The sequence below is a fragment of the Pseudomonas sp. Pseusp16 genome, assembly GCF_047324915.1.
GTDB lineage: Bacteria > Pseudomonadota > Gammaproteobacteria > Pseudomonadales > Pseudomonadaceae > Aquipseudomonas > Aquipseudomonas fluorescens_CD.
Genome location: NZ_CP168522.1, coordinates 106572 through 130639 on the forward strand (window position 1 = coordinate 106572; position 24068 = coordinate 130639).

Consider the following 24068-nt stretch of genomic DNA (forward strand, 5'->3'; position numbering starts at 1 on the left):
CATGGCGTACACAGGACAGTCAAATGAACAAGTTAATGAGCCGCCTGGTGTTGGTATCGGCACTCGGCGGGTTTTATGCAGGTTTATCCAATGCCGCTGTATTGGAGGTCCAGGCCGAAATAAGGCCGGATCCGAGTAATCCGGGAAGCGCGCAGATTATCAATAACACTCCAGTTACCGGATACTGTACGGAGTTTCCTGCTGAATGTAACAGCAGAAAGATTCGAAGCGACAGCTTTAACATCAGTTTCCAGTCGTCAGGGAGCATTCCCGTTGATCAAGCGATCCCGTTTGGTTTTCCGGCGAGATGGCGCACATTTACTGTTTCTCATTCGAGTATTCCTGGCGAAACGGCAGAGATTCAAATTCGCATTGCCGGAGTGGGAACCCGTTATCGCTTGAGTAAAAAAGCGCAAGAAATAACGGGCATGCCGATAGGTTTGCCGGTGTTTGATTATCATGCTTTTCTCTGGTCTCCCTCATGGGCTGAAGCAATTGCTCCTTGCCTGGGAGTGAACGGTACCTCCCAAGGTGCGGATGCCAATGGAACGGATTTTACCGCCTTCTGGTTGACACCTGAGCACGTTACCTCCTGCCCAAGGAGGCCAAAATTTGAAGTCCCAGGCATTTCCTTGCAAAGACTTGACGTGCACTACGAGTTGCGGGCTGTTCGACCGGAAAAATTAATGACTGGTAACTATCAGGGGTCGTATACCTATTCCATGGGTAGCGACTTCGATATGGGCAATCTGAATGCCAATGACCCTTCAATGACATTCAATTTGAACCTGGCGGTAAAACAAGACGTGAAAGTCGAAATGTCCGCCGACCGGGTCTACCTGACACCCAAGGGCGGCTGGATGGAGTGGATCACCCACGGGCGAAAACCCGAGAAGTTATTGGGAGACCTGCGGTTTTTCATTCTGAGTTCCGCGCCGTTCAAAATGGATCTCAGTTGCGAGCGTCTGGGAATTGATACTTGTTTGATCTCTAACGGTTCACATCAAGTACCGGTCGACATCAGTGTCAGCCTGCCAAGTCCCTGGGTGGATGATACGGGCCGGCCAATAGAGCGGCGTCCGCTGATATTGGGTGGCGAGGGCTTGAAAAATATAAAGGCTACAGGCTCGCCCAATCAATCGCCCAGCCTGTTGCACTTTGAAGTGCCGCAAGATTCAGTGAAGGATATGCAATCCGGCAGCCGTTATCGTGGAACCGTCTATGTGACTTTCGATTCGGATATCTAATAGCAGTAGCAAAGCCTGAGGCTTACTCAGGCTGATTTTACAGTGCGAGGCTTTTCTCATGAAATATATTTATATGTCGCTGTGCACACTTTTATTCAGTATGTGCGCTCAAGCCGGACCCAGTCTGCAAATTGGTACGTTCTATGATTTTATGGGCGCTAATCAGAGTAGCTTTTTAAAGCGAATTCATAATGGCGGAACGTCGACGGCATTTGTCAAAATCGAGATCAAGGAGATTTTTTACGAAAAAAATGCCGACTCCCGTGAAGAGCCCTTGAAGATTGTCGAAGGCAGTACCCGTGATGGTCTGGTTGCCAGCCCGGCCCGACTAATCGTGCCAGCCAAGGGTACCCAGGGAACACGTCTGCTCTATACCGGTGATCGTAGTAAAGAGCGGTATTTTCGGGTTCGATTTTTACCCGTCGTCCCCGAAAAAGAAGACAAGTTTGCCGTCTCGGACACTGAGCGTGAAATTTATGAAAAAGACATGTCTGCCGGTTTCAACGTAATGGCCGGTTATGGCATGGTGTTTTTCGTTCGTCCGGCCAATACCCGTTTTGATACCAAAATAGACAACACTGCTGATCGCTACCAGTTGAAAAACAATGGCAATAGCGTCGTCGTAATCGACTCCTTCAAGGACTGTGCGGCCAAGAATGAAGATGATTGCAAGCCGACCAAAAAAGTACACTTGATTCCAGGTAATGATTTCGCGTTCGAAAAACAGGCGGGTCGAGTCTATCGCTACAACCTGATCGAAGACGAAAAGAATACACCTGTGGTAGTGAGGAGGTAGTTAGCGCTCATGAGTCATGTTTCCCAAACCAGACGTGCAGGCAAGTGGGACATGGATTAGCGGTGGGATAGTTCGTTTTGCGTGGCCACTGTCATTTTGACTGTGGCCACGCTTGCTTTCGGGGTCTGATTACCAGTTCATGTGGCCGCTCAACCTGTGCGGATCAAGCAGCGTCATTTCGGTCCGAGAATCTTCACCAGCTTGTCCGGCGACGGCGCACCTTGCTGCTGTTGCAGATTACCCTTGTCGTCCATGTAGAAAATCGCCGGTGTCGCCTGCAGCTCCAGATCTTCCATCAACTGCATGTTGGCCGCGAGTTTTGCCTGAATCACTGGTGGCACTTCCTTCAGGGCCTTGAGCGAGCTGCCCTTGCCAGCGGCTTCGTGGTCCTGCAGGGCTTTTTCCGGGTCTTTGGCCGCGAGCAGTGCGGCGGATTTCCCCGGGCTGTCTTCGCGGATGATGCCCACCATGATGTGGCGCAACTGCACCTTGCCGGCCTTGACCCACGGCCGGGCCTGTTCCCAGAACATGTTGCAGTACGGGCAGTTCGGGTCACTGAACAGGTACACCACGCGCGGCGCATCCTTCTTGCCGTCACCGATCCAGTTGCTTGTTTCGAACTTGGCCCAGACTTCCTTGGCCATCGGTGCGTACACCAGTTTCTGCAACGGTGCGCTGCTCAGGTCATTGCCCTCGGCGTCATACAAGTTGCCCAGCAACACGTGTTTGCCATCCGGGGTCAGGTACAGCGCCATGCCGCGGCTCTGGTATTGCGCGGCATAACCGCGCAAACCGTCGGGGGCGTCGAACTGGCCGACGATTTTCGCGCCCTTGGCCTCGATTTTCTTGATCGCATCGGGCAATTCTTCGGCCTGCACCGATGGCAGGTGCAGCAGGGCAGCACCGAGGCTCAGGGTCAGCAGGTGGCGGAGGCGGGGCATGGCAATTTCCTTGAAGAGGTGGCGGGTACAGTGTCGAAGTTTTCCAGCGCGCGGGCCAGGCTGGCGTCCGACAACTCGCCCAGATGGCTGCCCAGCAGGCGACCTTCGGGGCTGTAGAACAGCGTAGTCGGCAATGCCATGGAACCGACGGCCTGGCTCAGACGTCCACCGCCGTCGAACAGCACGTTGGACAGGCTCAGGCCCTGGGTTTCGAGGAAGGTCGCGACGCTTTGCATGCTTTCCGCCTGATTGACGAACAGGAACGTCAGGTCCGGCCGGTGTTGCTGGGCGTTTTCCAGCACCGGCATTTCCCGGCGGCACGGCGGGCACCAGGTGGCCCAGAGGTTGATCACCAACGGGCCGCCCTTGTAGTCGGTCAATTGCACGGTTTCGCCGGCGGCATTGCGCAGGGCGATTTCCGGCAGGCGTGTGCCTTGTTCATAAATCGACAGGGAGAACGTCGCCAACAACCAGAACGCCAGGCCACTGGCCACGCCAAAGCCCAATGGTCGGCGCAAACCCGGGCGAAGCCAGCCGCGATAAAGTGTGGCGAGCAAAACGACAATCACCCCCGGCCAGGCGAGGAAACCGCCATCGCGCAGGTCGATGATCTGCCACGGATCGTTGTGATAGTGCGCCCAATAGGCCGCCACGAAACCGATTCGCGCCGCCAGCATGCCCATTAGAAACAGGCTGAATAGCACCGACTCGGGGTTGTCGCCGCCACGCTTGGCCACCCGCCAGCCGACAAACGTGGCCAGCGCCAGCGCACTGATCAGTAGCAGATGATTAAGCGCGATGGCAAAGGTGCCGAGGGTGAAGGTCAGCATTAATGGGCGTCTCGGGTGTTGGTCCAGCGTTGCAGGAAGGTATCGGCATCGACCTCGCCGGTGATGCGCTGGCTGCGCCGCTCTTCACCGTCAGCGCCAATCCACAGCAGGCTCGGTGGCCCTGGCACTTTGTAACGGCCGAGCAGTTCGCGGCTGGCGGCATTGTCGGCGGTCACATCCAGTCGGAGCAAGCGCACGTCGTTCAGGGCTTGCAGGACATTGGCTTTGCCGAACACCTGCTTTTCCATGACCTTGCACGACACGCACCAGTCGGCGTAGTAGTCCAGCAGCACCCACTGGCCTTGAGCCTGTGCGGCGTCGAGTTCCCGTTGCAGTGCCTGTGGATCCTTGATGGTGGTGAAGGCATCGTGGCCAACAGACACGGCAGCCACCGCCTGGTTCGAGGCACGGAAGACCTGCAACGGCTTGAACGGATCGTCACTGCCACCGGCCGCCCCGATCACCAGCAGGCTGCCCCACAATCCGAGCAGCAACGAACTGGCGCCAAACAGGTGCGCGATACGGCCGAAACCTTCCGACTGTTTCCAGGCGCTGTAGGCCGCTATCAACAGCAGCGCACCGCACAAGCCAACCCACAGCGATTCGTCCAGCACCGGGCGCAGCATCAGCAACGCGGTGGCGAGGAACAGGAAGCCGAAGATGCCTTTGACCAGGTTCATCCAGGCACCGGGTTTGGGCATGAAGCGATTGCCGACGGTCACCAGCAACAGCAGCGGCACGCCGATACCGATGCCCATGGCGAACAGAATCAATCCGCCATGCAGCGCGTTACCGCTTTGCGCGATGTAGAGCAGGGCGCCGGCCAGCGGTGCGGTCATGCACGGGCCGACCAGCAGGCCGGACAGGGCGCCCAGCACTCCGGCGCCGATCAGACTGCCGCCGCGTTGATTGCGCGAGACGTTTTCCAGGCGATCGCGCACGGCCACCGGCAGTTGCAGTTCGAAGTAGCCGAACATCGGCAGCGCCAGCAGCACGAAAATCGCCGCGAAACTGCCCAGCAGCCAGGGGTTCTGCAACCAGGCTTGCAGGTTCGCCCCGAGGGAGGCAGCCAGGACACCCATCGCCGCATACACCAGCGCCATGCTGACCACGTAGCTGCTGGCCAGGGCGAATCCGCGTTTGGGCGTGGCGCCGCTGCCGACGATCAACCCGGCCAGAATCGGCAACATCGGTAACGAACATGGCGTGAAGGCCAGCAACAGGCCAAGGCCGAAGAACACCAGAAGGCTCCAGCCCAGCGCCCGTTGTTGCAGGTCGCTGGCCAATGCCTGGTCCGGTGCTTCGTTTGCCGCAACGGTGACCGCTTTGCCACCCAGATCGACGACCTGCGTCTGCGGCGGATAACACAATCCGGCATCGGCACAACCCTGGTAACTGACCTTGACCGTACCGCTGGCACCGGCCGGGATCTTCAGTTCAAGACCCTGGCGATAGATCTGCTGTTCACCGAAAAACTCGTCGCTGTGGGCTTCACCTTCCGGTAGCGCGGGATGCTGCGCGACAGGCAAACCGTCGAATTTCAAACGTTTCTGGTACAGGTAATAGCCGTCGGTGATCTGCCAAAAGAGCTGGGTTTCACCGGACTCCAGGCGTTCAGAGGTAAACGCGAACGCTTTATCGACCGGGAGAAACTCGGGTTTGCTATCGAATGGATTGGTTCCCGCCTGGGCCAGGCCAGCGATCATGAGGGTAAAAAGTAAAAACAGACGATGCATGGATAAGCCTTTGCCCTGTGCTATTGAGGTGCACAGTGGCGGGTGGCGATTAACCGATGATTAACCGTCCCGGCCTTGTAGCGGTGGCGCCTGCGGCATAATGTCGGCTTAATCGGTCAACGGCTTAATCAGCTTTATTTCTACGAGGCTCCCCATGCACGTACTGGTTTGCGAAGACGATGAGCTGATTGCCAGCGGCATTGTCGCCGGCCTGACCGCCCAGGGCCTGACCGTGGAACACGTCGCCACGGCGTCCGCCGCCCGGGCGATGCTCAAGGTCGCGGAGTTCGACGTCATGGTGCTCGACCTTGGCCTGCCGGACGAAGATGGCCTCAAGCTGCTGCAACAGTTGCGTCATCAAGGCCTGGAGTTGCCGGTGTTGATCCTCACCGCGCGTGATTCGGTCACCGACCGCGTCGATGGCCTGCAAGCCGGTGCCGATGATTACCTGCTCAAACCGTTCGACCTGCGTGAACTGGCGGCACGCTTGCACACGCTGTTGCGGCGGGTGGCAGGCCGCAGCGTCAACCTGATCGAGCATGGTGCCCTGACCTACGACCCGAGCAGCCGCGAAACCACGCTCGCGGGGCGGCCGGTGGACTTGTCACGCCGCGAGCAGTCGCTGCTGCAAGCCTTGTTGCACAACCGTGGCCGCGTGCTGTCCACCGAGCAACTCAAGGACAGCGTCTACGGTTTCAACGACGAGCTGGAAAGCAACGCCCTCAACGTCCATATCCATCACCTGCGGCGTAAACTCGGCAACGGCATTGTCGAGACCGTGCGCGGCCTGGGTTATCGCCTGGGGCCGGCTGATGGCGGAGAAGAATCGAAGTGATGAGTCTGCGTTTGCGCCTGAGCCTGACGCTCGGCGCCGCATTTGCGTTGATCTGGGCCCTGGCCGCGGCCTGGATGCTCAGCGATTTGCGCAATCAGATGATGTTTTCCCTCGACCAGCGCCTGGTGGCGTCGGCACGCATGGTCGCCGGCCTGATGGAGCAACTGCCGCCCGTGCCGAGCAAGGGCGAGGGCACCCACTTCAGCGCCGAACAACTGAACATTCCGGGTGGCATGGCGTGCCAGGTCAGCTCGCTGCGCGGTGAAATCCTGGCCCGCAGTCACACCGATCCGCAGCAGGCCCTGGAGGCCGAAAAACTCGGTTTTCACGATCAGATGATCGACGGTGCGCCGTGGCGCAGTTTCACGTTGGCCCGGGGCGATCTGCGCATCACCACCGCCGACCGGCAGATCGAGCGTGAAGCCTTGAACATGTCGATCCTGCTGGCCGCTTCGGTACCGGTCGGCGTGGCTTTGCTCGGGTGCCTGTGCCTGCTGTGGCTGGGCATCGGCCAGGGGTTGGCGCCGCTCAACCGCATGCGCGATGCCTTGATGCGCCGCAGCGCCGACTCCCTCGAGCCCTTGCAGATCCAGCCATTGCCCAGTGAGCTGCAACCCTTGCTGGAAACCCAGAACCAGTTGCTCCAGCGCATCGGCAAGACCATCGAGCGCGAACGTCGCCTGACCGGGGACGCGGCCCACGAACTGCGCAGCCCGCTGACGGCGATCAAGACCCACCTGCAAGTGGCGCGGATGACCGACGGCAACGCTCGGGATCAGTCCCTGGCCCGGGCCGAAGAGGGCGCGGACCGCATGCACCGGACCCTCGAACAATTGCTGTTGCTGGCGCGAGTCGAGGGCAGCCTGTCGTTCGATGACGGTGTGCAATGCAATGCCGAACAAGTGGCGAAACTGGCGATCCAGGACGCGGCGAGCGGCGATCGTCAACGCATCAGGTTTCAGCTGCCGAGCAAAGTCTCCGCTGCACCTGTACAGATGCCAGCGGTGCTGTCGATTGCCGCACTGCGCAACTTGCTCGACAACGCGCTGCGTCATACCCCGGCCGACAAAGCGGTGGAATTAAGCCTGGAAACCACCGGCAATCGTGTGCAGTTCGTGGTGCGCGACCATGGGCCGGGGATTGCCGAAGAGGATTTGCAACACCTGACCCAGCGCTTCTGGCGCAACGGCCAGAGCACAGGCTGTGGTCTGGGCCTGGCGATTGTCCAGGCCATCGTTCAGCGTTGCGGCTGCACGTTGCATTTCGATAGCCGGCCGGACGGCTTGCGGGTTGAGCTGACAATGCCGCTGCAACCGGTCTGAAAAACACCACATACCACTGTAGGAGCGAGCTCGCTCGCGATGGTCGATAACGATAACGCGTGCTTTCTGAATGCACGCGGTGTTCTTGAGTCCATCGCGAGCAGAGCTCGCTCCTACAGAGGTTTGCGTGTTACCGCCTAAATCCCTCAAGCGCTGATGCGTTTCCAGAACAGGAAAACCTTATTGAGGGGTCGAGAGATGTCAGTCGCTACCAGCCTTATCGAAGATCAGCCGGCGACGTCCGCCGAGACGCTTTATCAATTCAACGAATCACCGCTGCTGGCTCGTCAGAGCCGGCAGGAATCCAATGCCCGCAGCTATCCGCGACGCATTCCCCTGGCGCTCAAGCGCGCCAAGGGCATATATGTCGAAGACGTCGAAGGCCGCACGTTCATCGACTGCCTGGCCGGTGCCGGGACCCTGGCCCTGGGGCACAACCACCCGGTGGTGATCGAAGCCATTCAACAAGTGCTGGCCGATGAACTGCCGTTGCACACACTGGACTTGACCACACCGGTCAAGGACCGGTTCGTCCAGGATCTGTTCAGCCTGCTGCCGCCAGCCCTGGCCGCTGAAGCGAAGATCCAGTTCTGTGGCCCCACGGGCACCGACGCCGTGGAAGCCGCACTGAAATTGGTGCGTACCGCCACCGGTCGTAGCACCGTGATCTCGTTCCAGGGTGGTTATCACGGCATGAGTCAGGGCGCGTTGAGCCTGATGGGCAGCCTGGGGCCGAAAAAGCCCCTGGGCGCCTTGCTCGGCAGCGGCGTGCAGTTCATGCCGTACCCTTACGATTACCGCTGCCCGTTCGGGCTCGGCGGTGCGGCAGGGGTCAAAGCCAACCTGAGTTACCTGGAAAACCTGCTCAACGATCCCGAGGCCGGCGTGCAATTGCCGGCGGCGGTGATCGTGGAGGTGGTGCAGGGCGAGGGCGGGGTGATCCCGGCGGATCTGGACTGGTTGCGTGGTGTGCGGCGGATCACCGAGCAGGCGGGTGTCGCGCTGATCGTCGATGAAATCCAGAGTGGATTCGCCCGCACCGGCAAGATGTTCGCCTTCGAGCATGCCGGGATCATTCCCGATGTCGTGGTGATGTCCAAGGCTATCGGCGGCAGCCTGCCGCTGGCGGTGGTGGTCTACCGCGACTGGCTCGACACCTGGCTGCCGGGTGCCCATGCGGGCACGTTCCGTGGCAACCAGATGGCCATGGCTGCCGGTTGCGCGGTGATGCGTTATCTGGTCGAAAACAAAGTCTGCGAGCATGCCGCCGCGATGGGCGAGCGCCTGGCCGAGCATCTGCGCATCCTGCAACAGGACTTCCCACAACTGGGTGATATTCGTGGGCGTGGCTTGATGCTCGGCGTCGAACTGGTCGACCCGACGGGAGCGCTGGATGCCCAGGGTCATCCGCCGGCCTTCGCCCGCCTGGCACCGCTGGTGCAACGCGAATGCCTCAAGCGTGGCTTGATCCTGGAACTCGGTGGCCGCCATGGTGCAGTGGTGCGCTTCCTGCCGCCACTGGTGATCAGCGCTGCGCAAATCGATCGCGTGGCCGAGATTTTCGGCAGGGCTCTGGCCGCCGCCAGTCTTTAAATTTTCCGCCCTGCGGAACGTTCCTTCTACATGACGGCTGTGCACACAGCGCAGCCCGCCCGAAAACGATGGAGAGACACCATGACGTCAGTATTCGACCGCGAGGACATCCTCTTTCAGGTCGTGGTCAACCACGAAGAGCAATACTCGATCTGGCCCGACTACAAAGCCGTGCCACCAGGCTGGCGCACCGTGGGTAAAAGCGGGCTGAAAAAGGAGTGCCTGGCCTACATCGAAGAAACCTGGACCGACATGCGCCCATTGAGCCTGCGGCAGAAGATGGACGAGCAGGCGGCTGTGGCGCACTGAGCCGTGACGTAAAAACAAGCCCGCTGGACTGGTGACAGTCAGCGGGCTTTTTCATGCCTGGAGTTTGTGCACAGGAAATGTGTGTGCGACGCAGAACCTGTAGGAGCTGGCTTGCCAGCGATGGACGTTAACGATGACGAGTACTTGATGGATGAACGCGGTGCCTATGAGCCCATCGCTGGCAAGCCAGCTCCTACAGGATTACGCGCCGTTCAACCCCCTGATGACCAGATCCACATTCCCCTCCAGCTCCGCCACCGGATCCTCGGCATCGGTACTCAACACCACCAATCGGCTACCCGACCCGGCAATCACCGCTTTCAGCGCATCCGACGGCTGCCGGTGATGCAGCACCACGGCCACGTCATTGTCCTTGAGCGTTGTGTCCAATTGCTTGAGCGCCTCAGGTGTCCACTCGGCATCGGGGCGTGCGTCCTGGCCGATCAATTCCAGGTTGAGACTGCCGGTCAGGTAGCCGAAGTGATCGCTGAGGCTCATCACACTGAGGTTGTCTGCATTGGCCAGGCGCGCTTCGCTGTCGGCGCTGAGCTTGAGCAAACGCTGCTTGAGGGCTGCCAGGTTGGCGTCGATTTTCGGCTTGGCCTCGGGGGCCAGGCGCACCAGGTCCGCGGCCATCACATCGGCCATGCGCCCCATGTTATTGCTGGAGAACCACGGCTGACTGTTCAGCCCGTCGACCTTGTTGCCAGGCTGCAAGGCAATGCCGGGCAGGGCGCCATCCACCGGGCGGGCGGCATCGACCTCTACGATACGGATATTGCTGCGCCGGGAGATCGGGTACAGCGGGTCATCCGGCCACAGCGAGCGCAGGCCGATCACCGCGTCGGCATCGTTCGCCAGTTTGGCCAGCGCCGGGGCGCCACGCCCGGTGAAGTAGGCGGTCTGGCGACTGCCGGGCAGGTTGGCCGGCGCGGCGCGTTCGAGGCTGACGTCGGTGCCTTTGAGCAGTACTTCACCGAGACCATAAGTAATCGGCAAGGCGGCCAGCACACGCAGCGGTTTACCGCTGTCGGCGGCGAAGGTCGTGGCGGCCAACCCGCACAGGGCAACGGCGAGGGTCAGTTGGCGCAGTGAAAAAATCATTTATCCAAGGTTCCCTTTCAGGCTGGGGACGACGCCGCGCGCAAGGGCGGCCAGAGCGAAGGCAATACCGGCCACGAGGATGATCGCGGCGCCGGACGGGATTGGCAGGTCGAAGACTATCGGCGCGAGAATCCCGCACAGCGTGCTGACGGTGGCGATCAGCACCGAACACCAGAAAAAACCCTTCAGCGATTGGCTGAGCAAGCGTGCCGCTGCCGCCGGAATCACCAGCAGGGCACCGACCAGAATCGCACCGATGACCTTCACGGCGGCGACGGTGATCAACGTCACCAGAATCACGAACAGATAATCCAGGACCTTCACCGCCACCCCGCGCACCGCTGCCAGTTGCGGATTGAAGCTGGCGAGCATGATGCGGTTGTACAAAGGCAACGCCAGGGCCATTACCAGCGAACCCACGATGGCCAGTACCAGCAGGTCGTTGCCGTTGACCGTCAGCACCGAGCCGAACAGCACGTTTTCCAGAATGTGTACGTTGATCTTGCCCGCCAGAATCAACAGCAGGCTCGCACCCAGGGCCAGCGACACCGAGAGAAACACGCCGATCAAGGTGTCCGGCGCCAGGCCGGTGCGGTTGCGCAGGTAGTTGAGCAGGATGCCGAACAGCAGGCAGTAGCCGAACAGGCTGCCGTAAGGCCCGGTGTAGGGTTCGCCAAGCAGGATGCCGATGGCCACGCCGGTCAACGCGGCATGGCCGACGGCTTCGGAGAAAAACGCGAAGCGCTTGACCACCACCAGTGTGCCCAGACCTCCCAGCACCGGGCCGATCAGCAGTCCGGCGAGCAATGCGTTGACCACGAACCCATAGGCCAACGCCTCGGGCAGATAACCCGACGACGCCCAGCCCTGGACCATCAGGCGAAAAGCTTCGTAACTCATCAGGCAAGGCTCCGGGGATGGGTCGAGAACAGCGTCAACAAACGCTCCGGTGTCAGCGCCTGTTGCGGCGTGGCGTCGAACAGCACCCGGCGATTGAGCCCGGTGACGTGATCGGCCAGGCGTCCGACCGCTTCCAGATCGTGCTCGATCCACAGCACGGTGATACCCGCCGCACGCCAGTCACCGAGCAATCGTTCGAACACCTGAATGCCGGCCTCATCGAGGGCGGACATCGGTTCGTCGAGCACTAGCAATTGCGGAGGCGGGATAAGACCCTGGGCTAGCAACACCCGTTGCCGTTCGCCCCCGGACAGCGCGCCCATGCGGCGCTTGCGCTTGTCCTGCATGCCGACCCGTTCAAGAGCCTCGCCAATCGCCGCCGCATAGTGTTTGCTCAAACCGAGAAACGCCGGACGGCGCTGGCACATGGCGGCCATGAAGTCGTCGACGGTCATCGGCAAGCCCCGGTCGAACTCCAGCGCCTGCGGCACGTAGCCGATGGTGCCGGGTTCGCCCGGCCACTGCAGGCTCAAGCGGCCCTGGTGGGGCATTTGCCCGAGCAGGGTCTTGATCAGCGAGCTCTTGCCGCCGCCGTTGGGACCGACCAGTGCGTGCACGCTGCCGGGCCGGACTTGAAATGTCACGTTGTCGAGGATCGTCGTGCGCCCGAGCGTCAGGCTGACTTCGGCAAAATCCAGGGTCGGCCCGGGAACCTGTGGGAGCGGGCTTGCTCGCGAAAGCGGTGCGTCATTTGACGATAATGTTGACTGACTGGACGCCTTCGCGAGCAAGCCCGCTCCCACAGGGTATTCGGCGCTTGCGGTGATGAACGTTTCTTTCGATGTCATGCGCCCGACTCCTGAATCGCCCGCACCACGGTATCGAGGTTGCCGGTCATTTCTTTTTCGTACTTGTCGGCGGCGTATTCGCCGTAGGAAATGTGCGACAGCGGATACAACTTCACGCCGGATTCGCGCTGGATGGTGTCGACGTAAGTGGAGGGAAAGTCCATCTCCGAGAAGATCACCTTCACATCCAGCTCACGCAGTTGATCGATGGTTTTTTTCAACTGGCTCGGGCTCGGTTCGATGCCATGGGCCGGTTCGACCACGGCTGTCACTTCCAGGCCGAATTCACGCAGCAGGTAGTCGTAGGCCGCATGCACCGTGGCCACCCGCAGTTCGGCGTTCGGTGCCTGGGTCAGTTTGGCCAGGGCGTCGGCGCGCATCTTGCGCAGGCGCTTGCCGTAGGCGCGGGCGTTTTCGGTATAGGTCCCGGCATTCGCCGGGTCGAGCTTGCCCAGCTCCCGGGCGATGTTGTTGACCTGGGCAATCGAGGCGCTGATCGACAGGAAGGTGTGCGGGTTCACCACTTTGCCGGCACCGCGTGCGGCAATGCCGGTGGCAGCCAGCAGCGGCACGTTTTCGTTGGCTTCGATCACCGGGACGTTCGGGGTTTCGCTGGCGGCGATCATGCGGTCGGCGAAATCATCATGGCCGACGCCGTTGAGCACGATCACGTCCAGCCCGCTGATGCGCTTGATGTCTTCGGCGCGGGGTTCGTAGGCATGCGGGTTGAAACCGGCCGGAATCAGCGGCACAACGTCAGCCTTTTCGCCGACGATGTTCGCTACATAACTGTAATAAGGGTGCAGGGTGATGCCGATGCGCAGGCGCTTGGCCTCATCGGCGCTGGCCAGTGATGGCAGCAGGCAAGCCAGCAGGCCCGCCAGCAGCAGTCGCAGGAAAGAGCGTTGAGTTGAAATAGGCATGGGAAAGCAGTCTTCTCTCGGGTGAGGGCGAGTGATCAGTGCCGGTGCTGGCGGGTCACACCGGCATCGAATTGCGCGATGACCTGCTGCCAGCCGGCGCTTTCGAGCGCGGCGTCGCTGAGGTCGGCCGGAGCCGTGAGCGTGTCGGCACGGTTGAGCCAGATGTCCGGTGCGGCATCGGTGGCGGTCAAGCGCATCAGGAATGAACCAGCGACCGTCGGCGTCTGGCTCTGGCCGAAGTAGGCCTTGGCGTTGAGCAATTGCCAGGCATGGCCACCACGGCTGATAGAACTGGCATCCTGGGCAAACGGGGCAAAACCTTCCTCGGCGAGAGCCTCCGGAGTCGGCAGCGTTTGCTGCTCCTGGCGCAGCAGATGGATCTCGTCCAGCGTCACCCGCAAATCGGCGTAGATGCCTTGCTCGGAAGCGCTGAGGTCACGGCGCGCATCCAGTTGATGGCTGCTGACGCTGTGCACCTCATGGGATTCACCACGCCAGATCACGACCGAACCGGCCACCGCCAAAATAATCAGGCACAGCAGCATAACGTAGAGGGTTTCGTGACCGGCCCCGGCCGGGCGCACGACTTGGATCGCTGGAGTGCTCATGGCGCCTCGATGTCCGCTTGGTCAATTTCCACGACGTGGCCGGGGCCGGCATCGAACAGCACATAGAACTCGGCGCCAGGCTTCTTGAAGGTCAGGGTCGAGTCGGCACCAAGCTTGCCCGGCACCAGAATGGTTTCGTCGTAGCCGATCACATCGAGGGTCACGCCCGGCGCGCCGCTGCCGTCGGAAAAACCGCCGGTGCACTTGATCTGTTCGGCGTCGATGGCCTTGCATTCGCACATCGGGTTGTGGGCCAGGGCGCTGGCGCTGAAGCCGGCGCAGAGCACCAGCAACATGGCTTTGAGTGGGCGAAGAGGGGGGATCATGGTTTGCCTCCTTGTTTGTTCAGCCAGGCGATGGTGGCGGGGGAGGCCTGGCTCAAAGGAATGGATGCCTGATGCATGGCGCCGTCCCAGCCTTCCATGGTGATCCACAGTTCGGCGTCGGCCGTGGTCTTCTCCGGGACGGGCAATGACGCGCCCATGCGGTACGGCGCGCCGAAGAAAATCACCCCGGCCGCGCGCAGGCTGCGGGGCTTGCCGATGCGCAGGTACGTGGCCTTGACCTGCCCGATACAGGCATCGCACAGCGCTGCGTTGAAGCCCTTCATGTAGCCAGCCGGGCCATCGGGCATGGGCGCGGCGTTGCGCAATTCCGCCAGGCGCAGGCTCCATGGACCGACCTGGACTTCACCGACTTCCCGTTCGCCAAGACCACTGTCGCCACGCATCAGCGCCTCGTCGGCGAAGTACTTGGGCATGAAACCGAGTGGAATCAGCAGCAACAGGACGTTCAGGTGAAAGCGCCATTTGTTCCAGAGCACGCTCAGGCGCGAGGGTTGTGCGATCGCAGTGACTTTGCTCACAGGCTGACCTCCGACGCTTCGTTGCGGGTGGCCGGTTGCGCCGTGGTGCCGCGCTGTTTCTTGTTGCCGCGCTTGAAGGCATTGGCCGTGGCCAGTGCCGTGCGCTTGGTCCAGATCAGCAAACCGCTGAGCACCATCATGCTCAGCAGCAGGCCGAAGAACGCCCAGATCAGCTTGATCCACAGGCCGCCGAAGTCGCCGGTGTGCAGCGGGCGCATGGACTCGGTGACGAACTCCAGGGTCGAACGGTCCGAAATCAGGCGCGAGGCAGCGATTTCGCCGTTGTACGGGTTGAGGGTGGCGGTCTGGAACATCAGCGGATACCAACCGCGTCCGCCGACATCCAGATGGCTGTAGGCATTGCCCGGCAGGCTGACGAAACTGGCCTCCAGCCCGGAGATTTCCTGCGTGGCGATTTCAATCGCGCGATCAAGGTCGATGCGCGGCGCAGGCGAGCCATCGGGCGACAGCGGCACCGCTTCGCGGGACATCGCCGGGATGATCTTTTCGGTGGAAATGGAAATCTGGTTATCGGACAGCAATGCCTGGATCAGGAACCAGGTGCCGGTGATGGAAATCACCGCGATGAACCAGATCGACCAGATGCCGCTCAAGCGGTGAAAGTCGCCCCAGAAAATTCGCGCGCCGTGGCGAATCCGCAGGGTCGGGCGGAAAAAGCCTTTCCAGAAGCGTTTGTAGACCACCAGCCCGGTGATCAGCGACGCCAGCAATGGCAAGCCGAGAAACGATACCAGGTACCAGCCCCAGCTATAGCCATTGGTGAACGGCACCAGCCACCAGGCGTGCAGGGCTCGGGTAAAGGCACGGAAGTTGAATTCCGGCGCGACACCCTGGATCACGCCGCTGTACGGATTGACATAAATCACCACCGAGCGCCCGTCGGGGTAGCTGACTTCGACATCCAGGGCGAAGTGCGACTCGTCAGGGCGGCTGATGCTCTGCACCACGGTCTGCGGTTCAGCCTTGCTGATGGCTTCGATGACCTGCTGATAGCTGAGCAGTGGTGCATCGTCCGAGGGCTGGCTGGCGCGCATTTGCGGGTTGGCCAGCCAGACGATTTCCTGGCTGATCACCGCCAGGGTGCCGGTCACACAGACGATCAGCACGAAAAACCAGATCGGCAGCGCCAGCCAGCTATGGACCAGGAACCAGATTTTTGAACGGGACTTCTTTGACATGTTGGAGGTCTTGCCTGGATGAGAGGCTGCTCGGCTGCGGGCTTCGCAGGGATGAGCGCCCTGAAGGTCCAGTCGTGGCTTTTGCCTACGCGAGAGGACTGCATCTATGTAGGACGGATGAGCAGGGGAAATCCCGAAAGGGGAAATGAAAGAAAATGTTTCGCGAAAGGCCGAGAGGCCGGGCAACCTGCGCAGGATTTACATTCACTGGAGATCAAACGGTGGGAGCGGGCTTGCTCGCGAAGGCGGTGTGTCAGTCAACATATCTATTGGATGTGCCGGCCTCATCGCGGGCAAGCCCGCTCCCACAGGGGCCTTGAGTGGCCACAGATCCAGCGTAGGAGTGGGAGCGAACCTGCTCGCGATGAGGGCCGAGAGGCTAAGGATGGTTTCAACCCTGACTGAACATTTCCTTCGCCCGTTGCTCGATCTGTTGCTGGGTCAAGTCTTCCTTGCGCGTGGCCAGGAACCACAGGTGCCCGTAGGGATCCTTCAACGTGCCGGTGCGGTCGCCGTAGAATTGATCCTTGACCTCCGATACCACGGTTGCGCCGGCATCGATGGCCTGTTTGTAGGACTTGTCGACATCTGTCACGTACAGATGCAGACCCACGGACGGTGATTTGTCCGGATTGCTCAGCGGCCCTTGATCGCACGGTGTGCCCAGCATGATCGGGCAATCGCCGATACGCAGTTCGGCGTGACCGACACCGCCATCGGGCATGTTCAGGCGCATGACTTCAATGGCGCCGAAGGCTTTTTTGTAGAAGGCGATGGCGTCGGCGGCCTTGCTGATGCCCAGATAGGGGGTGATGCTGTGATACCCCTCTGGAATGGGTTTGACGCTCATGATGGATCTCCCTGTTCTTGTAGTGTGAATGGAAAGTGCCTGTGCCGTTGTGCGGCCGAATAAATATAGGCCAGCCTCTTTCCCCTCACCGAGCGCCCGACGAGCAGCAACGCCATATAAGTGCCATCAGGCAGGCTCCGGCCAGTGCGCTCCCGGCCCGTGTTCTCCCGGCACATCGCCTGCGTTGCAGTCCGGTGGACCAGTGCTGATCAGGGCAATGATCGCCATTTCCTGATAGCCACTATTGAAAGCGTTGATTTCTGCTGCCCGGGAGGCGCGGGTAGCCTGTGTTCATTGCCTCGAACCCAGTCGCCAGGACGCCAAAATGAAACCGATGATCGCCACTTTGCTGATGCTCGCCGTCTCCGTACTCGCCGGATGTGCCAGCCATGTTTCCCCGGAGCTTCGCCCTTACACGGCTGAAGAAAGCAGGGAACTGGCGCTGGAAGCGTTGAACCGCCGCGGGTTGTCCTTCGACGAGTACCACGCGAAAAAAGCCGAACTGCTCGGCCAGCCGAAAAAATCGTTCGGCTTCGACAACCAGGGTGAAATGAACGCCGGGCGATCTGTACAGCTTCACGGTCGTCCAAGCTGAGGCGAAACTGTACTGGTCCAAGTTTCGCGTAACTGTCCATGGGTTTCGCCCAAGGTGTGCGATAGGGTCAACACCTGACCGACCCTGACGGACTACCACCCATGACGCTCTCACTCGACCTGCTGCTGGGCTTCGCCCTGTTCGCTCTCGTCACCTCGATCACACCCGGCCCGAACAACACCATGTTGCTGGCATCCGGGGTGAACTTCGGTTTCAACCGCACGATTCCGCACATGCTGGGCATCACTTGTGGCTTCTTTGTACTGGTGGTGGCAGTCGGGTTTGGCCTGGGTGCGGTGTTCCAGACTTACCCTTTGCTCTACACCGTGCTGCGCTATGTGGGGGCGGCATATTTGCTGTACCTGGCGTGGAAAATCGCCCATTCCGGGCCGATCTCGGAGAGTCAGCAGAGCGAGGCGAAACCGATCAGTTATCTGGGCGCCGCCGCGTTCCAGTGGGTCAATCCCAAGGCCTGGATCATGGCCATTGGCGCCATCAGCACCTACACGCCGATGCAGGGTTACTTCACCAATGTGATCGTGATTGCGGCGGTTTTTGCCATCATCAACCTGCCGAGCGTCGGTGTCTGGGCCGCTTGCGGCACGCTGTTGCGCAACGTTCTGAAGGATCGCCGCTGGCTGCGCCTGTTCAATTGGGGCATGGCCGCGCTGCTTGTTGGTTCGCTGTATCCGCTGATGCTCGAAAGCTTTAGCTGACGCATTGCTTCAACCGGTTGCCCGATGCCTGTTAAGCTGACTTTTCAGGAGCGTTCCTACGCACTATTAAATGAAGTAGTCCTTCTTTAACGGCATCCGATCAGGTATTGGTAACGTTCTGAAAACAGCGCGCAGCTCACAAGGCTGCGCTTTGCCGTTTACAGTCACGAGCTTCCTGATCCCGGAACACGCTCTGCGAGTCCTTTATGAATAAACGTCCGTTGTATTTCGATTACGCCGCCACCACGCCGGTGGATGAGCGGGTCATCAAGGTGATGGTCGAGTGTCTGGGCTTTACCGGCAATTTCGGCAACCCGGCCTCAAGTTCCCACGTCTTCGGCCAGCAGGCCCGGCAATCGGTAGAGCAAGCACGACGCCAGGTCGCCGAACTGGTCGGTGCGACGCCTGAGCAGATCGTCTGGACCTCAGGCGCCACCGAATCCAACAACCTCGCGCTCAAGGGCGTGACCCAGGCCCGCGGTACTGGCGGCGGCCATATCATCACCAGCCAGATCGAACACAAGGCCATTCTCGATACCGCCAGGCAACTGCAGGATGCCGGTGTAGCCGTGACCTATCTGGTGCCGGACGCCGAAGGGCTGATCACCGCGCAAGCGGTCAGCGAAGCCATGCGCGAGGACACCTTCCTGGTGTCGCTGATGCTGGTCAACAACGAACTGGGTACGCTCAACGATATTCCCGCCATCGGCCAGGTGGTGCGTGACCGCGGGGCGTTGTTCCATGTCGACGCCGCACAGGGCGCGGGCAAAGTGGCGATCGACCTCGCGCAGTGGCCGGTGGACCTGATGTCGTTTTCTGCGCACAAGCTCTATGGCCCCAAAGGCATCGGTGCGTTGTACGTCGGTCCGCGTGCACAACAACGATTGCAGGCACAGATCCATGGCGGCGGGCATGAGGGCGGTTTGCGTTCCGGTACCCTGGCGACCCACCAGATCGTGGCCATGGGGTCGGCATTCGCGCTGGCGGCAGCGTCCTTCGATGAAGAGAAAGCCGTCATCGAGCGTTTGCGTGAACGTTTGCTCGAGCAATTGCACAGCATTCCCGGCGTGCGTCTCAACGGCAGCCCGACCCGGCGCATTCCCCATACCCTGAGCCTGACCTTCAGTGAAGGCGAGTTCAACCCGGCAGCGTTGCTGGCCTCGATCGCGTTTTCCGCGACCTCGGCCTGCAATTCCGCGAGCAATGCCCCATCCCATGTACTGCTGGCCCTGGGGCATGACGCCCGCTCGGCCAGTCGCACCATCCGCTTGAGCCTCGGGCGTTTCACCACCGAGCAGGATATCGACCAGGCGGTTCAACTGATCAAGGCAGCCTGCGCCAGTGCTCCGGCATTCTGGCAGTAGGGCGACGAAGCGCCGACGTTGATCGGCACTCAACAATAATGATGAAGTGGTTAGCAGGAGACACGATGAATACGCAGCTTTCGACCAATGGATCGGTGCCCCAGCGCCTGGCGCAAACCCGCGAACTGATGAACCGGGAGGGCATTCACGCCTTGCTGGTGCCGTCGGCCGACCCACACCTGTCCGAATACCTGCCGGGTTACTGGCAGGGGCGTCAGTGGTTGTCGGGTTTCCATGGTTCGGTCGGCACCTTGATCGTGACCCCGGATTTTGCCGGCGTCTGGGCCGACAGCCGTTATTGGGAGCAGGCGACCAAGGAACTCAAGGGCAGCGGTATTGATCTGGTCAAGCTGCAACCGGGTCAACCCGGGCCACTGGAATGGCTGGCCGAGCAAACTCCGGAAGGTGGCGTGGTCGCGGTCGATGGCGCGGTCATGGCCGTGGCTTCGGCACGGACCCTGGGCGGTAAACTTGAAGAGCGTGGTGCCCGTCTGCGCACCGACATCGACCTGTTGAGCGGAGTCTGGAGCGACCGCCCAAGCCTGCCGGACGAGCCGATCTATCAGCACTTGCCACCACAGGCGACCGTTGGCCGTGGCGAAAAACTCGCCAAACTGCGTGAAACCCTCAAGGCGAAGGGGGCCGACTGGCATTTCATCGCCACCCTCGATGACATCGCCTGGCTGTTCAATCTGCGTGGCGGCGACGTGTCGTTCAACCCGGTGTTTGTTTCCTTCGCCCTGATCAATCAGCAACAGGCCACGCTGTTTGTCGCCCTGAGCAAAGTCAGCGCCGAGTTGCGTGCAATCCTCGAACAGGACGGTGTGACCTTGCGCGATTACAGCGAAGTCGCTGCCGCACTGCGCGCCGTGCCGAGCGGCGCGAGCTTGCAAGTCGACCCGGCGCGGGTCACGGCGGGGTTGCTGGACAACCTCGACAGCGGGGTGAAACTGCTCGAAGGCCTGAACCCGACGACCCTGGCCAAATCGCAAAAAAGCCTGGCCGATGCCGAGCACATCCGTCAGGCCATGGAACAGGACGGCGCAGCGCTGTGCGAATTCTTCGCCTGGCTCGACTCGGCGCTGGGCCGCGAGCGCATCACCGAACTGACCATCGACGAAAAACTCACCGCCGCCCGTGAGCGTCGTCCGGATTATGTGTCGCTGAGTTTCAACACCATCGCCGCGTTCAACGCCAATGGCGCGATGCCGCACTACCACGCGACCGAAGAAGAACACGCGGTAATCGAAGGGGACGGTCTGCTGTTGATCGACTCCGGCGGCCAGTACCTGGGCGGCACCACCGACATCACGCGGATGGTGGCGGTGGGCACGCCGACCGACGAGCAAAAACGCGACTGCACTCGCGTGCTCAAGGGCGTGATTGCCTTGTCTCGCGCGCAATTCCCCAAAGGCATTCTGTCGCCGCTGCTCGATGCCATCGCCCGCGCGCCGATCTGGGCGGAAAGTGTCGACTATGGTCACGGCACCGGTCATGGCGTCGGTTACTTCCTGAACGTCCACGAAGGTCCGCAAGTCATCGCCTATCAGGCCGCACCTGCACCGCAAACTGCGATGCAACCCGGCATGATCACGTCCATTGAGCCGGGCACCTATCGTCCGGGTCGTTGGGGGGTGCGCATTGAAAACCTGGCGATGAACCGTGAGGCGGGCAAAAGCGAATTCGGCGAGTTCCTGAAGTTCGAAACGCTGACCCTGTGCCCGATCGACACGCGTTGCCTGGAAACATCGCTGTTGTCCGAGGAGGAGAAGCAGTGGTTCAACGCTTACCACGCCGAAGTGCGCGAACGCTTGAGCCCGCTGGTCGAGGGTGCCGCGTTGGAGTGGCTGAACACCCGCACCGCGGCTATTTGATGTGAAGCTCAGGCGCTTTTTCCAGCGCTTGAGCCATATAGTCGACAAAGGCTTTGACCCTGGCGGATTGGCGACGATTCGCCGGGGATACGGCATGTATCGGCAGCGACAGCGTGCTGTAATCCTGCAAAATCGCGATCACCCGGCCAGCGATCAGGTCTTCGCTGAATAGCCACACCGGTGACAACGCAATTCCCAATCCCCCCAGCACCAGTTCACGGATCGCCTCGGAGTTGTTGCTCTGTGCATTGCCCTTGATCCGCACTTCGTGGCGTAGGGCGTCTTTTGTGTACACCCACAGGTTATGACTGCTCAGCAGGTTGAACATCAGGCAATTGTGCCCGCTCAGTTCCTGTGGTGTTTGCGGTTGGCCGTATTGCCTGAGGTAGTCAGGTGATGCGACGGTCACCCGATGGGTCGTGCCAACAAGGCGAGCGATCAGGCCACTGTCGTTCAGGGCACCGATCCGGAACGTGACATCCAGCCCTTCGCTGACCAGATCCTGGTTTTGATCGCTCAGTTGCAGGTCTATCTGAACCTCAGGGTAGTGTTTGAGAAAGTCCGGCAACCGAGGGGCGATCTGCAAGCGGCCGAAACTCACCGACGAGCCGATTTTCAACGGCCCGGCGACTTTTTCGCGACCGGACTGGAAGCTATGTTCCGCCGCGTCCACGGCGGCGAGGATGATCCGGCATTCGTTGTAATAGCGCTGACCTTCATCCGTCAGGGATAACTTGCGGGTGCTGCGGGCAATCAGCTTTCCCCCCAATCGGGTTTCCAGCGCCTGCAGCACTTTGCTGATGGTCGGCTGGCTGGTCTGCATCTCCCGGGCAACGGCAGAAAAACTGCCCCGTTCGACCACTCGCACGAAAATCGCCATTGCGGTGAGTTTGTCCACGGGATTCCTCATTGATGCTGTATCGGCATGGTCACTATAGCGATATGGCGTCTTATCGGCATGAATTGGGCGAGGCAAGATTGATCCTGTATTCACTTCTGATGGGACATGGCGAAATGACTGACACACTGAATATGCGCGCGATGATGGTCGACTCGGCCAATGCGCCGTTACGTTTGGTTTCCATTGCGCGTCCGGTGCCGCAGGCGGGGCAGGTATTGGTCAAGATCAAGGCCAGCGGTGTGAATCCGCTGGATGGCAAAATCCGCTCGGGGCAAGCAGCCCATGCAGGTCAGCCATTGCCGGCGATAGTGGGGATGGATCTGGCCGGGACCGTAGAGGCGCTGGGAGAGGGCGTCAGTGGCTGGCTTGCGGGAGATGAGGTGTACGCCATGGCCACCGGTATTGGTGGAATTCAAGGCTCATTGGCCGAATACGCGGCGGTCGATGCGCGACTGTTGGCACGTAAGCCGTACAACCTGAGCATGCGTGAGGCTGCCGGTTTGCCGCTGGTGCTGATCACCGCTTGGGAAGGTCTGGTGGACCGGGCTCGCGTGCGACCCGGGCAGAAGGTATTGATTCATGGCGGTGCCGGTGGCGTCGGACATGTCGCTGTGCAAATCGCCCGCGCTTTTGGCGCTGAGGTTTTTGCCACGGGCTCGGCCGGGCAGCAATCGATCATCGAAGGGTTCGGTGCAACATTTATCGATTATCGCAAAGCTTCGGTCGAAGACTATGTGGCGCAACATACGGCCGGTGAGGGTTTCGACATTGTCTATGACACAGTGGGAGGCGAAACCCTGGATGCGTCATTCAAGGCTGCCCGGATGTATCACGGTCATGTGCTCAGTTGCCTGGGCTGGGGGCAGCACAGCCTGGCACCGCTTTCCTTTCGCGGGGCGACTTATTCCGGTGTCTTCACTTTGCTGCCGCTCCTGACGGGCCGGGGGCGTGAACATCACGGCGAGATTCTGCGCGAGGCGGCACGGTTGATAGAGGCGGGTAAGCTCGTACCTTTGCTTGACCCGCACCCGTTCACTTTGCAAACCGCAGAAGCCGCCCATGCACTGCTCTTGTCGGGAGCGGCAAAGGGGCGGTTGGTGGTCGAGATTTAACTCAAGGCTTCAAGCACGAAGTCCAGTCGATCCTGGCCGAAGTACAGCTGGTTGTCGACAAACATGCTTGGGGCTCCGAATACGCCTCGCTCTACGGCTTTTTCGGTGTTGTCCTTGAGCAGGGCTTTGACTTCCTCATCGGCGGTCAGTGCCAGGACCTCTTGTGGATCGAAACCGTTTTCGCTGAGCACTGCCGCGACGGTTGCCGGTTCATCCAGGCTGCGGCCGTCGACCCAAATGGCCTTGAACAGGCAATCGATGAAGGCGGCAAAGCGGTCAGGGTGGCGCAACTGCATGCCTGTTACAGCGCGCATGAGCATCAAGGTGTTGATCGGGAAGTGGGGATTGAATTTCAGAGGCACGCCATAGCGTTTGGCGTAGCGGTCCAGATCCTGAAACATGTAGCGGCCCTTGGCCGGTACCGTCACCGGAGAGGCGTTGCCAGTGGCTTTGAACACTCCGCCCAGCAAGAGTGGAATGTAGATCAACCGGGTGTCGGTCTGTGCGCAGATCTTCGGTAGCTGGGTGTAGGCCAGATAGGTGGCGGGACTGCCGAGGTCGAAGTAGAACTCCACGGTTTTGCTCATGTTCAAGGCTCTC

At 60.5% G+C, this 24068-nt stretch carries 25 protein-coding genes; 11 read left to right on the forward strand and 14 right to left on the reverse strand.

Annotation, left to right across the window (positions count from 1 at the left end; translation table 11 throughout):
* Nucleotides 1–23 precede the first annotated feature (23 nt).
* The gene (locus tag ACEN8Q_RS00425) at nt 24–1247 is read left to right on the forward strand and encodes a hypothetical protein (RefSeq protein WP_413704294.1); all 1224 of its coding nucleotides are present in this window, start codon (nt 24–26) and stop codon (nt 1245–1247) included.
* 58 nt (nt 1248–1305) lie between these two features.
* Nucleotides 1306–2043 (forward strand): molecular chaperone, encoded by a 738-nt coding sequence (locus ACEN8Q_RS00430; RefSeq protein ID WP_413423758.1) that lies wholly within the window; start codon nt 1306–1308, stop codon nt 2041–2043.
* Nucleotides 2044–2216: 173 nt separating this feature from the next.
* Here the strand turns inward: ACEN8Q_RS00430 and dsbG are convergent, their stop codons facing one another.
* From dsbG to dsbD, 3 genes are read right to left on the reverse strand one after another with little or no spacing between them, the layout of a single operon-like run.
* Entirely contained in the window at nt 2217–2984 is a 768-nt protein-coding gene (dsbG, locus tag ACEN8Q_RS00435) for a thiol:disulfide interchange protein DsbG (RefSeq protein WP_413423760.1), read from the reverse strand.
* Nucleotides 2960–3814: a prolipoprotein diacylglyceryl transferase family protein gene (locus ACEN8Q_RS00440; RefSeq protein ID WP_413704295.1), complete on the reverse strand. Its 855-nt coding sequence runs from the start codon at nt 3812–3814 to the stop codon at nt 2960–2962. The genes dsbG and ACEN8Q_RS00440 overlap by 25 nt, the downstream gene beginning before the upstream one ends.
* Nucleotides 3814–5550 carry a protein-disulfide reductase DsbD gene (dsbD, locus tag ACEN8Q_RS00445; RefSeq protein ID WP_413423764.1) on the reverse strand — a complete coding sequence of 579 codons (1737 nt, stop codon included), beginning with the start codon at nt 5548–5550 and terminating at the stop codon, nt 3814–3816. The genes ACEN8Q_RS00440 and dsbD overlap by 1 nt, the downstream gene beginning before the upstream one ends.
* A gap of 154 nt (nt 5551–5704) precedes the next feature.
* Here dsbD and ACEN8Q_RS00450 point away from each other — a divergent pair, with 154 nt between their 5' ends.
* From ACEN8Q_RS00450 to ACEN8Q_RS00465, 4 genes are all read left to right on the forward strand, one after another.
* On the forward strand, nt 5705–6385 hold the full coding sequence (locus tag ACEN8Q_RS00450) for a response regulator (protein WP_413423766.1): 681 nt from the start codon (nt 5705–5707) through the stop codon (nt 6383–6385).
* Nucleotides 6382–7707: an ATP-binding protein gene (locus tag ACEN8Q_RS00455; RefSeq protein ID WP_413423768.1), complete on the forward strand. Its 1326-nt coding sequence runs from the start codon at nt 6382–6384 to the stop codon at nt 7705–7707. The genes ACEN8Q_RS00450 and ACEN8Q_RS00455 overlap by 4 nt, the downstream gene beginning before the upstream one ends.
* A gap of 198 nt (nt 7708–7905) precedes the next feature.
* Nucleotides 7906–9300, forward strand: a complete 1395-nt coding sequence (locus ACEN8Q_RS00460; protein WP_413423770.1) for an aspartate aminotransferase family protein — start codon at nt 7906–7908, stop codon at nt 9298–9300.
* 81 nt (nt 9301–9381) lie between these two features.
* On the forward strand, nt 9382–9609 hold the full coding sequence (locus ACEN8Q_RS00465) for an MbtH family protein (RefSeq protein ID WP_008020403.1): 228 nt from the start codon (nt 9382–9384) through the stop codon (nt 9607–9609).
* 201 nt (nt 9610–9810) lie between these two features.
* Here the strand turns inward: ACEN8Q_RS00465 and ACEN8Q_RS00470 are convergent, their stop codons facing one another.
* From ACEN8Q_RS00470 to ACEN8Q_RS00510, 9 genes are all read right to left on the reverse strand, one after another.
* Nucleotides 9811–10713 carry a metal ABC transporter substrate-binding protein gene (locus tag ACEN8Q_RS00470; protein ID WP_413423774.1) on the reverse strand — a complete coding sequence of 301 codons (903 nt, stop codon included), beginning with the start codon at nt 10711–10713 and terminating at the stop codon, nt 9811–9813.
* Entirely contained in the window at nt 10714–11613 is a 900-nt protein-coding gene (locus tag ACEN8Q_RS00475; protein ID WP_413704296.1) for a metal ABC transporter permease, read from the reverse strand.
* Nucleotides 11613–12461 (reverse strand): metal ABC transporter ATP-binding protein, encoded by an 849-nt coding sequence (locus ACEN8Q_RS00480; protein ID WP_413423778.1) that lies wholly within the window; start codon nt 12459–12461, stop codon nt 11613–11615. The genes ACEN8Q_RS00475 and ACEN8Q_RS00480 overlap by 1 nt, the downstream gene beginning before the upstream one ends.
* Complete coding sequence (locus tag ACEN8Q_RS00485) at nt 12458–13384, reverse strand: metal ABC transporter substrate-binding protein (RefSeq protein WP_413704297.1); 927 nt, start codon at nt 13382–13384, stop codon at nt 12458–12460. The genes ACEN8Q_RS00480 and ACEN8Q_RS00485 overlap by 4 nt, the downstream gene beginning before the upstream one ends.
* A gap of 35 nt (nt 13385–13419) precedes the next feature.
* Complete coding sequence (locus ACEN8Q_RS00490) at nt 13420–13992, reverse strand: DUF6162 family protein (RefSeq protein WP_413704298.1); 573 nt, start codon at nt 13990–13992, stop codon at nt 13420–13422.
* Nucleotides 13989–14318, reverse strand: coding sequence for a hypothetical protein (locus tag ACEN8Q_RS00495; protein ID WP_413423784.1), 330 nt, complete (start codon nt 14316–14318; stop codon nt 13989–13991). Before ACEN8Q_RS00495 ends, ACEN8Q_RS00490 begins: the two co-directional genes overlap by 4 nt.
* Nucleotides 14315–14857 (reverse strand): thiamine pyrophosphate-binding protein, encoded by a 543-nt coding sequence (locus ACEN8Q_RS00500; RefSeq protein ID WP_413423786.1) that lies wholly within the window; start codon nt 14855–14857, stop codon nt 14315–14317. Before ACEN8Q_RS00500 ends, ACEN8Q_RS00495 begins: the two co-directional genes overlap by 4 nt.
* Entirely contained in the window at nt 14854–16056 is a 1203-nt protein-coding gene (locus tag ACEN8Q_RS00505) for a PepSY-associated TM helix domain-containing protein (RefSeq protein WP_413704299.1), read from the reverse strand. The genes ACEN8Q_RS00500 and ACEN8Q_RS00505 overlap by 4 nt, the downstream gene beginning before the upstream one ends.
* A 391-nt stretch (nt 16057–16447) precedes the next feature.
* Nucleotides 16448–16906 carry a VOC family protein gene (locus ACEN8Q_RS00510; RefSeq protein ID WP_413423790.1) on the reverse strand — a complete coding sequence of 153 codons (459 nt, stop codon included), beginning with the start codon at nt 16904–16906 and terminating at the stop codon, nt 16448–16450.
* A gap of 325 nt (nt 16907–17231) precedes the next feature.
* Here ACEN8Q_RS00510 and ACEN8Q_RS00515 point away from each other — a divergent pair, with 325 nt between their 5' ends.
* From ACEN8Q_RS00515 to ACEN8Q_RS00530, 4 genes are all read left to right on the forward strand, one after another.
* Nucleotides 17232–17501: a hypothetical protein gene (locus tag ACEN8Q_RS00515; RefSeq protein WP_085715261.1), complete on the forward strand. Its 270-nt coding sequence runs from the start codon at nt 17232–17234 to the stop codon at nt 17499–17501.
* A 101-nt stretch (nt 17502–17602) separates the two neighbouring features.
* Nucleotides 17603–18217, forward strand: a complete 615-nt coding sequence (locus ACEN8Q_RS00520) for a LysE family translocator (RefSeq protein WP_413423792.1) — start codon at nt 17603–17605, stop codon at nt 18215–18217.
* Between the two features lie 206 nt (nt 18218–18423).
* Entirely contained in the window at nt 18424–19581 is a 1158-nt protein-coding gene (locus ACEN8Q_RS00525; protein ID WP_413423794.1) for a cysteine desulfurase family protein, read from the forward strand.
* Between the two features lie 65 nt (nt 19582–19646).
* Nucleotides 19647–21455: an aminopeptidase P family protein gene (locus tag ACEN8Q_RS00530; RefSeq protein ID WP_413704300.1), complete on the forward strand. Its 1809-nt coding sequence runs from the start codon at nt 19647–19649 to the stop codon at nt 21453–21455.
* Here the strand turns inward: ACEN8Q_RS00530 and ACEN8Q_RS00535 are convergent.
* A complete protein-coding gene (locus ACEN8Q_RS00535) occupies nt 21448–22365 on the reverse strand; it encodes a LysR family transcriptional regulator (RefSeq protein WP_413704301.1) in 918 nt (305 codons plus the stop codon). The genes ACEN8Q_RS00530 and ACEN8Q_RS00535 overlap by 8 nt on opposite strands.
* 104 nt (nt 22366–22469) lie before the next feature.
* On the opposite strand from ACEN8Q_RS00535, the gene ACEN8Q_RS00540 reads away from it, so the two are divergent.
* A complete protein-coding gene (locus tag ACEN8Q_RS00540) occupies nt 22470–23468 on the forward strand; it encodes a zinc-dependent alcohol dehydrogenase family protein (protein ID WP_413423800.1) in 999 nt (332 codons plus the stop codon).
* Here the strand turns inward: ACEN8Q_RS00540 and ACEN8Q_RS00545 are convergent.
* Nucleotides 23465–24055: a 2-hydroxychromene-2-carboxylate isomerase gene (locus ACEN8Q_RS00545; protein ID WP_413423802.1), complete on the reverse strand. Its 591-nt coding sequence runs from the start codon at nt 24053–24055 to the stop codon at nt 23465–23467. The genes ACEN8Q_RS00540 and ACEN8Q_RS00545 overlap by 4 nt on opposite strands.
* Nucleotides 24056–24068: the final 13 nt, after the last annotated feature.

Bases quoted from the DNA above. Each gene is read 5' to 3' on its own strand.
- dsbD (WP_413423764.1), bottom strand. From the start codon at position 5,550: ATGCATCGTCTGTTTTTACTTTTTACCCTCATGATCGCTGGCCTGGCC.
- ACEN8Q_RS00510 (WP_413423790.1), bottom strand. From the start codon at position 16,906: ATGAGCGTCAAACCCATTCCAGAGGGGTATCACAGCATCACCCCCTAT.
- ACEN8Q_RS00525 (WP_413423794.1), top strand. From the start codon at position 18,424: ATGAATAAACGTCCGTTGTATTTCGATTACGCCGCCACCACGCCGGTG.
- ACEN8Q_RS00450 (WP_413423766.1), top strand. From the start codon at position 5,705: ATGCACGTACTGGTTTGCGAAGACGATGAGCTGATTGCCAGCGGCATT.
- ACEN8Q_RS00465 (WP_008020403.1), top strand. From the start codon at position 9,382: ATGACGTCAGTATTCGACCGCGAGGACATCCTCTTTCAGGTCGTGGTC.
- ACEN8Q_RS00505 (WP_413704299.1), bottom strand. From the start codon at position 16,056: ATGTCAAAGAAGTCCCGTTCAAAAATCTGGTTCCTGGTCCATAGCTGG.
- dsbG (WP_413423760.1), bottom strand. From the start codon at position 2,984: ATGCCCCGCCTCCGCCACCTGCTGACCCTGAGCCTCGGTGCTGCCCTG.
- ACEN8Q_RS00535 (WP_413704301.1), bottom strand. From the start codon at position 22,365: ATGAGGAATCCCGTGGACAAACTCACCGCAATGGCGATTTTCGTGCGA.
- ACEN8Q_RS00490 (WP_413704298.1), bottom strand. From the start codon at position 13,992: ATGAGCACTCCAGCGATCCAAGTCGTGCGCCCGGCCGGGGCCGGTCAC.
- ACEN8Q_RS00540 (WP_413423800.1), top strand. From the start codon at position 22,470: ATGACTGACACACTGAATATGCGCGCGATGATGGTCGACTCGGCCAAT.
- ACEN8Q_RS00470 (WP_413423774.1), bottom strand. From the start codon at position 10,713: ATGATTTTTTCACTGCGCCAACTGACCCTCGCCGTTGCCCTGTGCGGG.
- ACEN8Q_RS00530 (WP_413704300.1), top strand. From the start codon at position 19,647: ATGAATACGCAGCTTTCGACCAATGGATCGGTGCCCCAGCGCCTGGCG.
- ACEN8Q_RS00430 (WP_413423758.1), top strand. From the start codon at position 1,306: ATGAAATATATTTATATGTCGCTGTGCACACTTTTATTCAGTATGTGC.
- ACEN8Q_RS00485 (WP_413704297.1), bottom strand. From the start codon at position 13,384: ATGCCTATTTCAACTCAACGCTCTTTCCTGCGACTGCTGCTGGCGGGC.
- ACEN8Q_RS00520 (WP_413423792.1), top strand. From the start codon at position 17,603: ATGACGCTCTCACTCGACCTGCTGCTGGGCTTCGCCCTGTTCGCTCTC.
- ACEN8Q_RS00495 (WP_413423784.1), bottom strand. From the start codon at position 14,318: ATGATCCCCCCTCTTCGCCCACTCAAAGCCATGTTGCTGGTGCTCTGC.
- ACEN8Q_RS00460 (WP_413423770.1), top strand. From the start codon at position 7,906: ATGTCAGTCGCTACCAGCCTTATCGAAGATCAGCCGGCGACGTCCGCC.
- ACEN8Q_RS00440 (WP_413704295.1), bottom strand. From the start codon at position 3,814: ATGCTGACCTTCACCCTCGGCACCTTTGCCATCGCGCTTAATCATCTG.
- ACEN8Q_RS00480 (WP_413423778.1), bottom strand. From the start codon at position 12,461: ATGACATCGAAAGAAACGTTCATCACCGCAAGCGCCGAATACCCTGTG.
- ACEN8Q_RS00425 (WP_413704294.1), top strand. From the start codon at position 24: ATGAACAAGTTAATGAGCCGCCTGGTGTTGGTATCGGCACTCGGCGGG.
- ACEN8Q_RS00545 (WP_413423802.1), bottom strand. From the start codon at position 24,055: ATGAGCAAAACCGTGGAGTTCTACTTCGACCTCGGCAGTCCCGCCACC.
- ACEN8Q_RS00515 (WP_085715261.1), top strand. From the start codon at position 17,232: ATGAAACCGATGATCGCCACTTTGCTGATGCTCGCCGTCTCCGTACTC.
- ACEN8Q_RS00475 (WP_413704296.1), bottom strand. From the start codon at position 11,613: ATGAGTTACGAAGCTTTTCGCCTGATGGTCCAGGGCTGGGCGTCGTCG.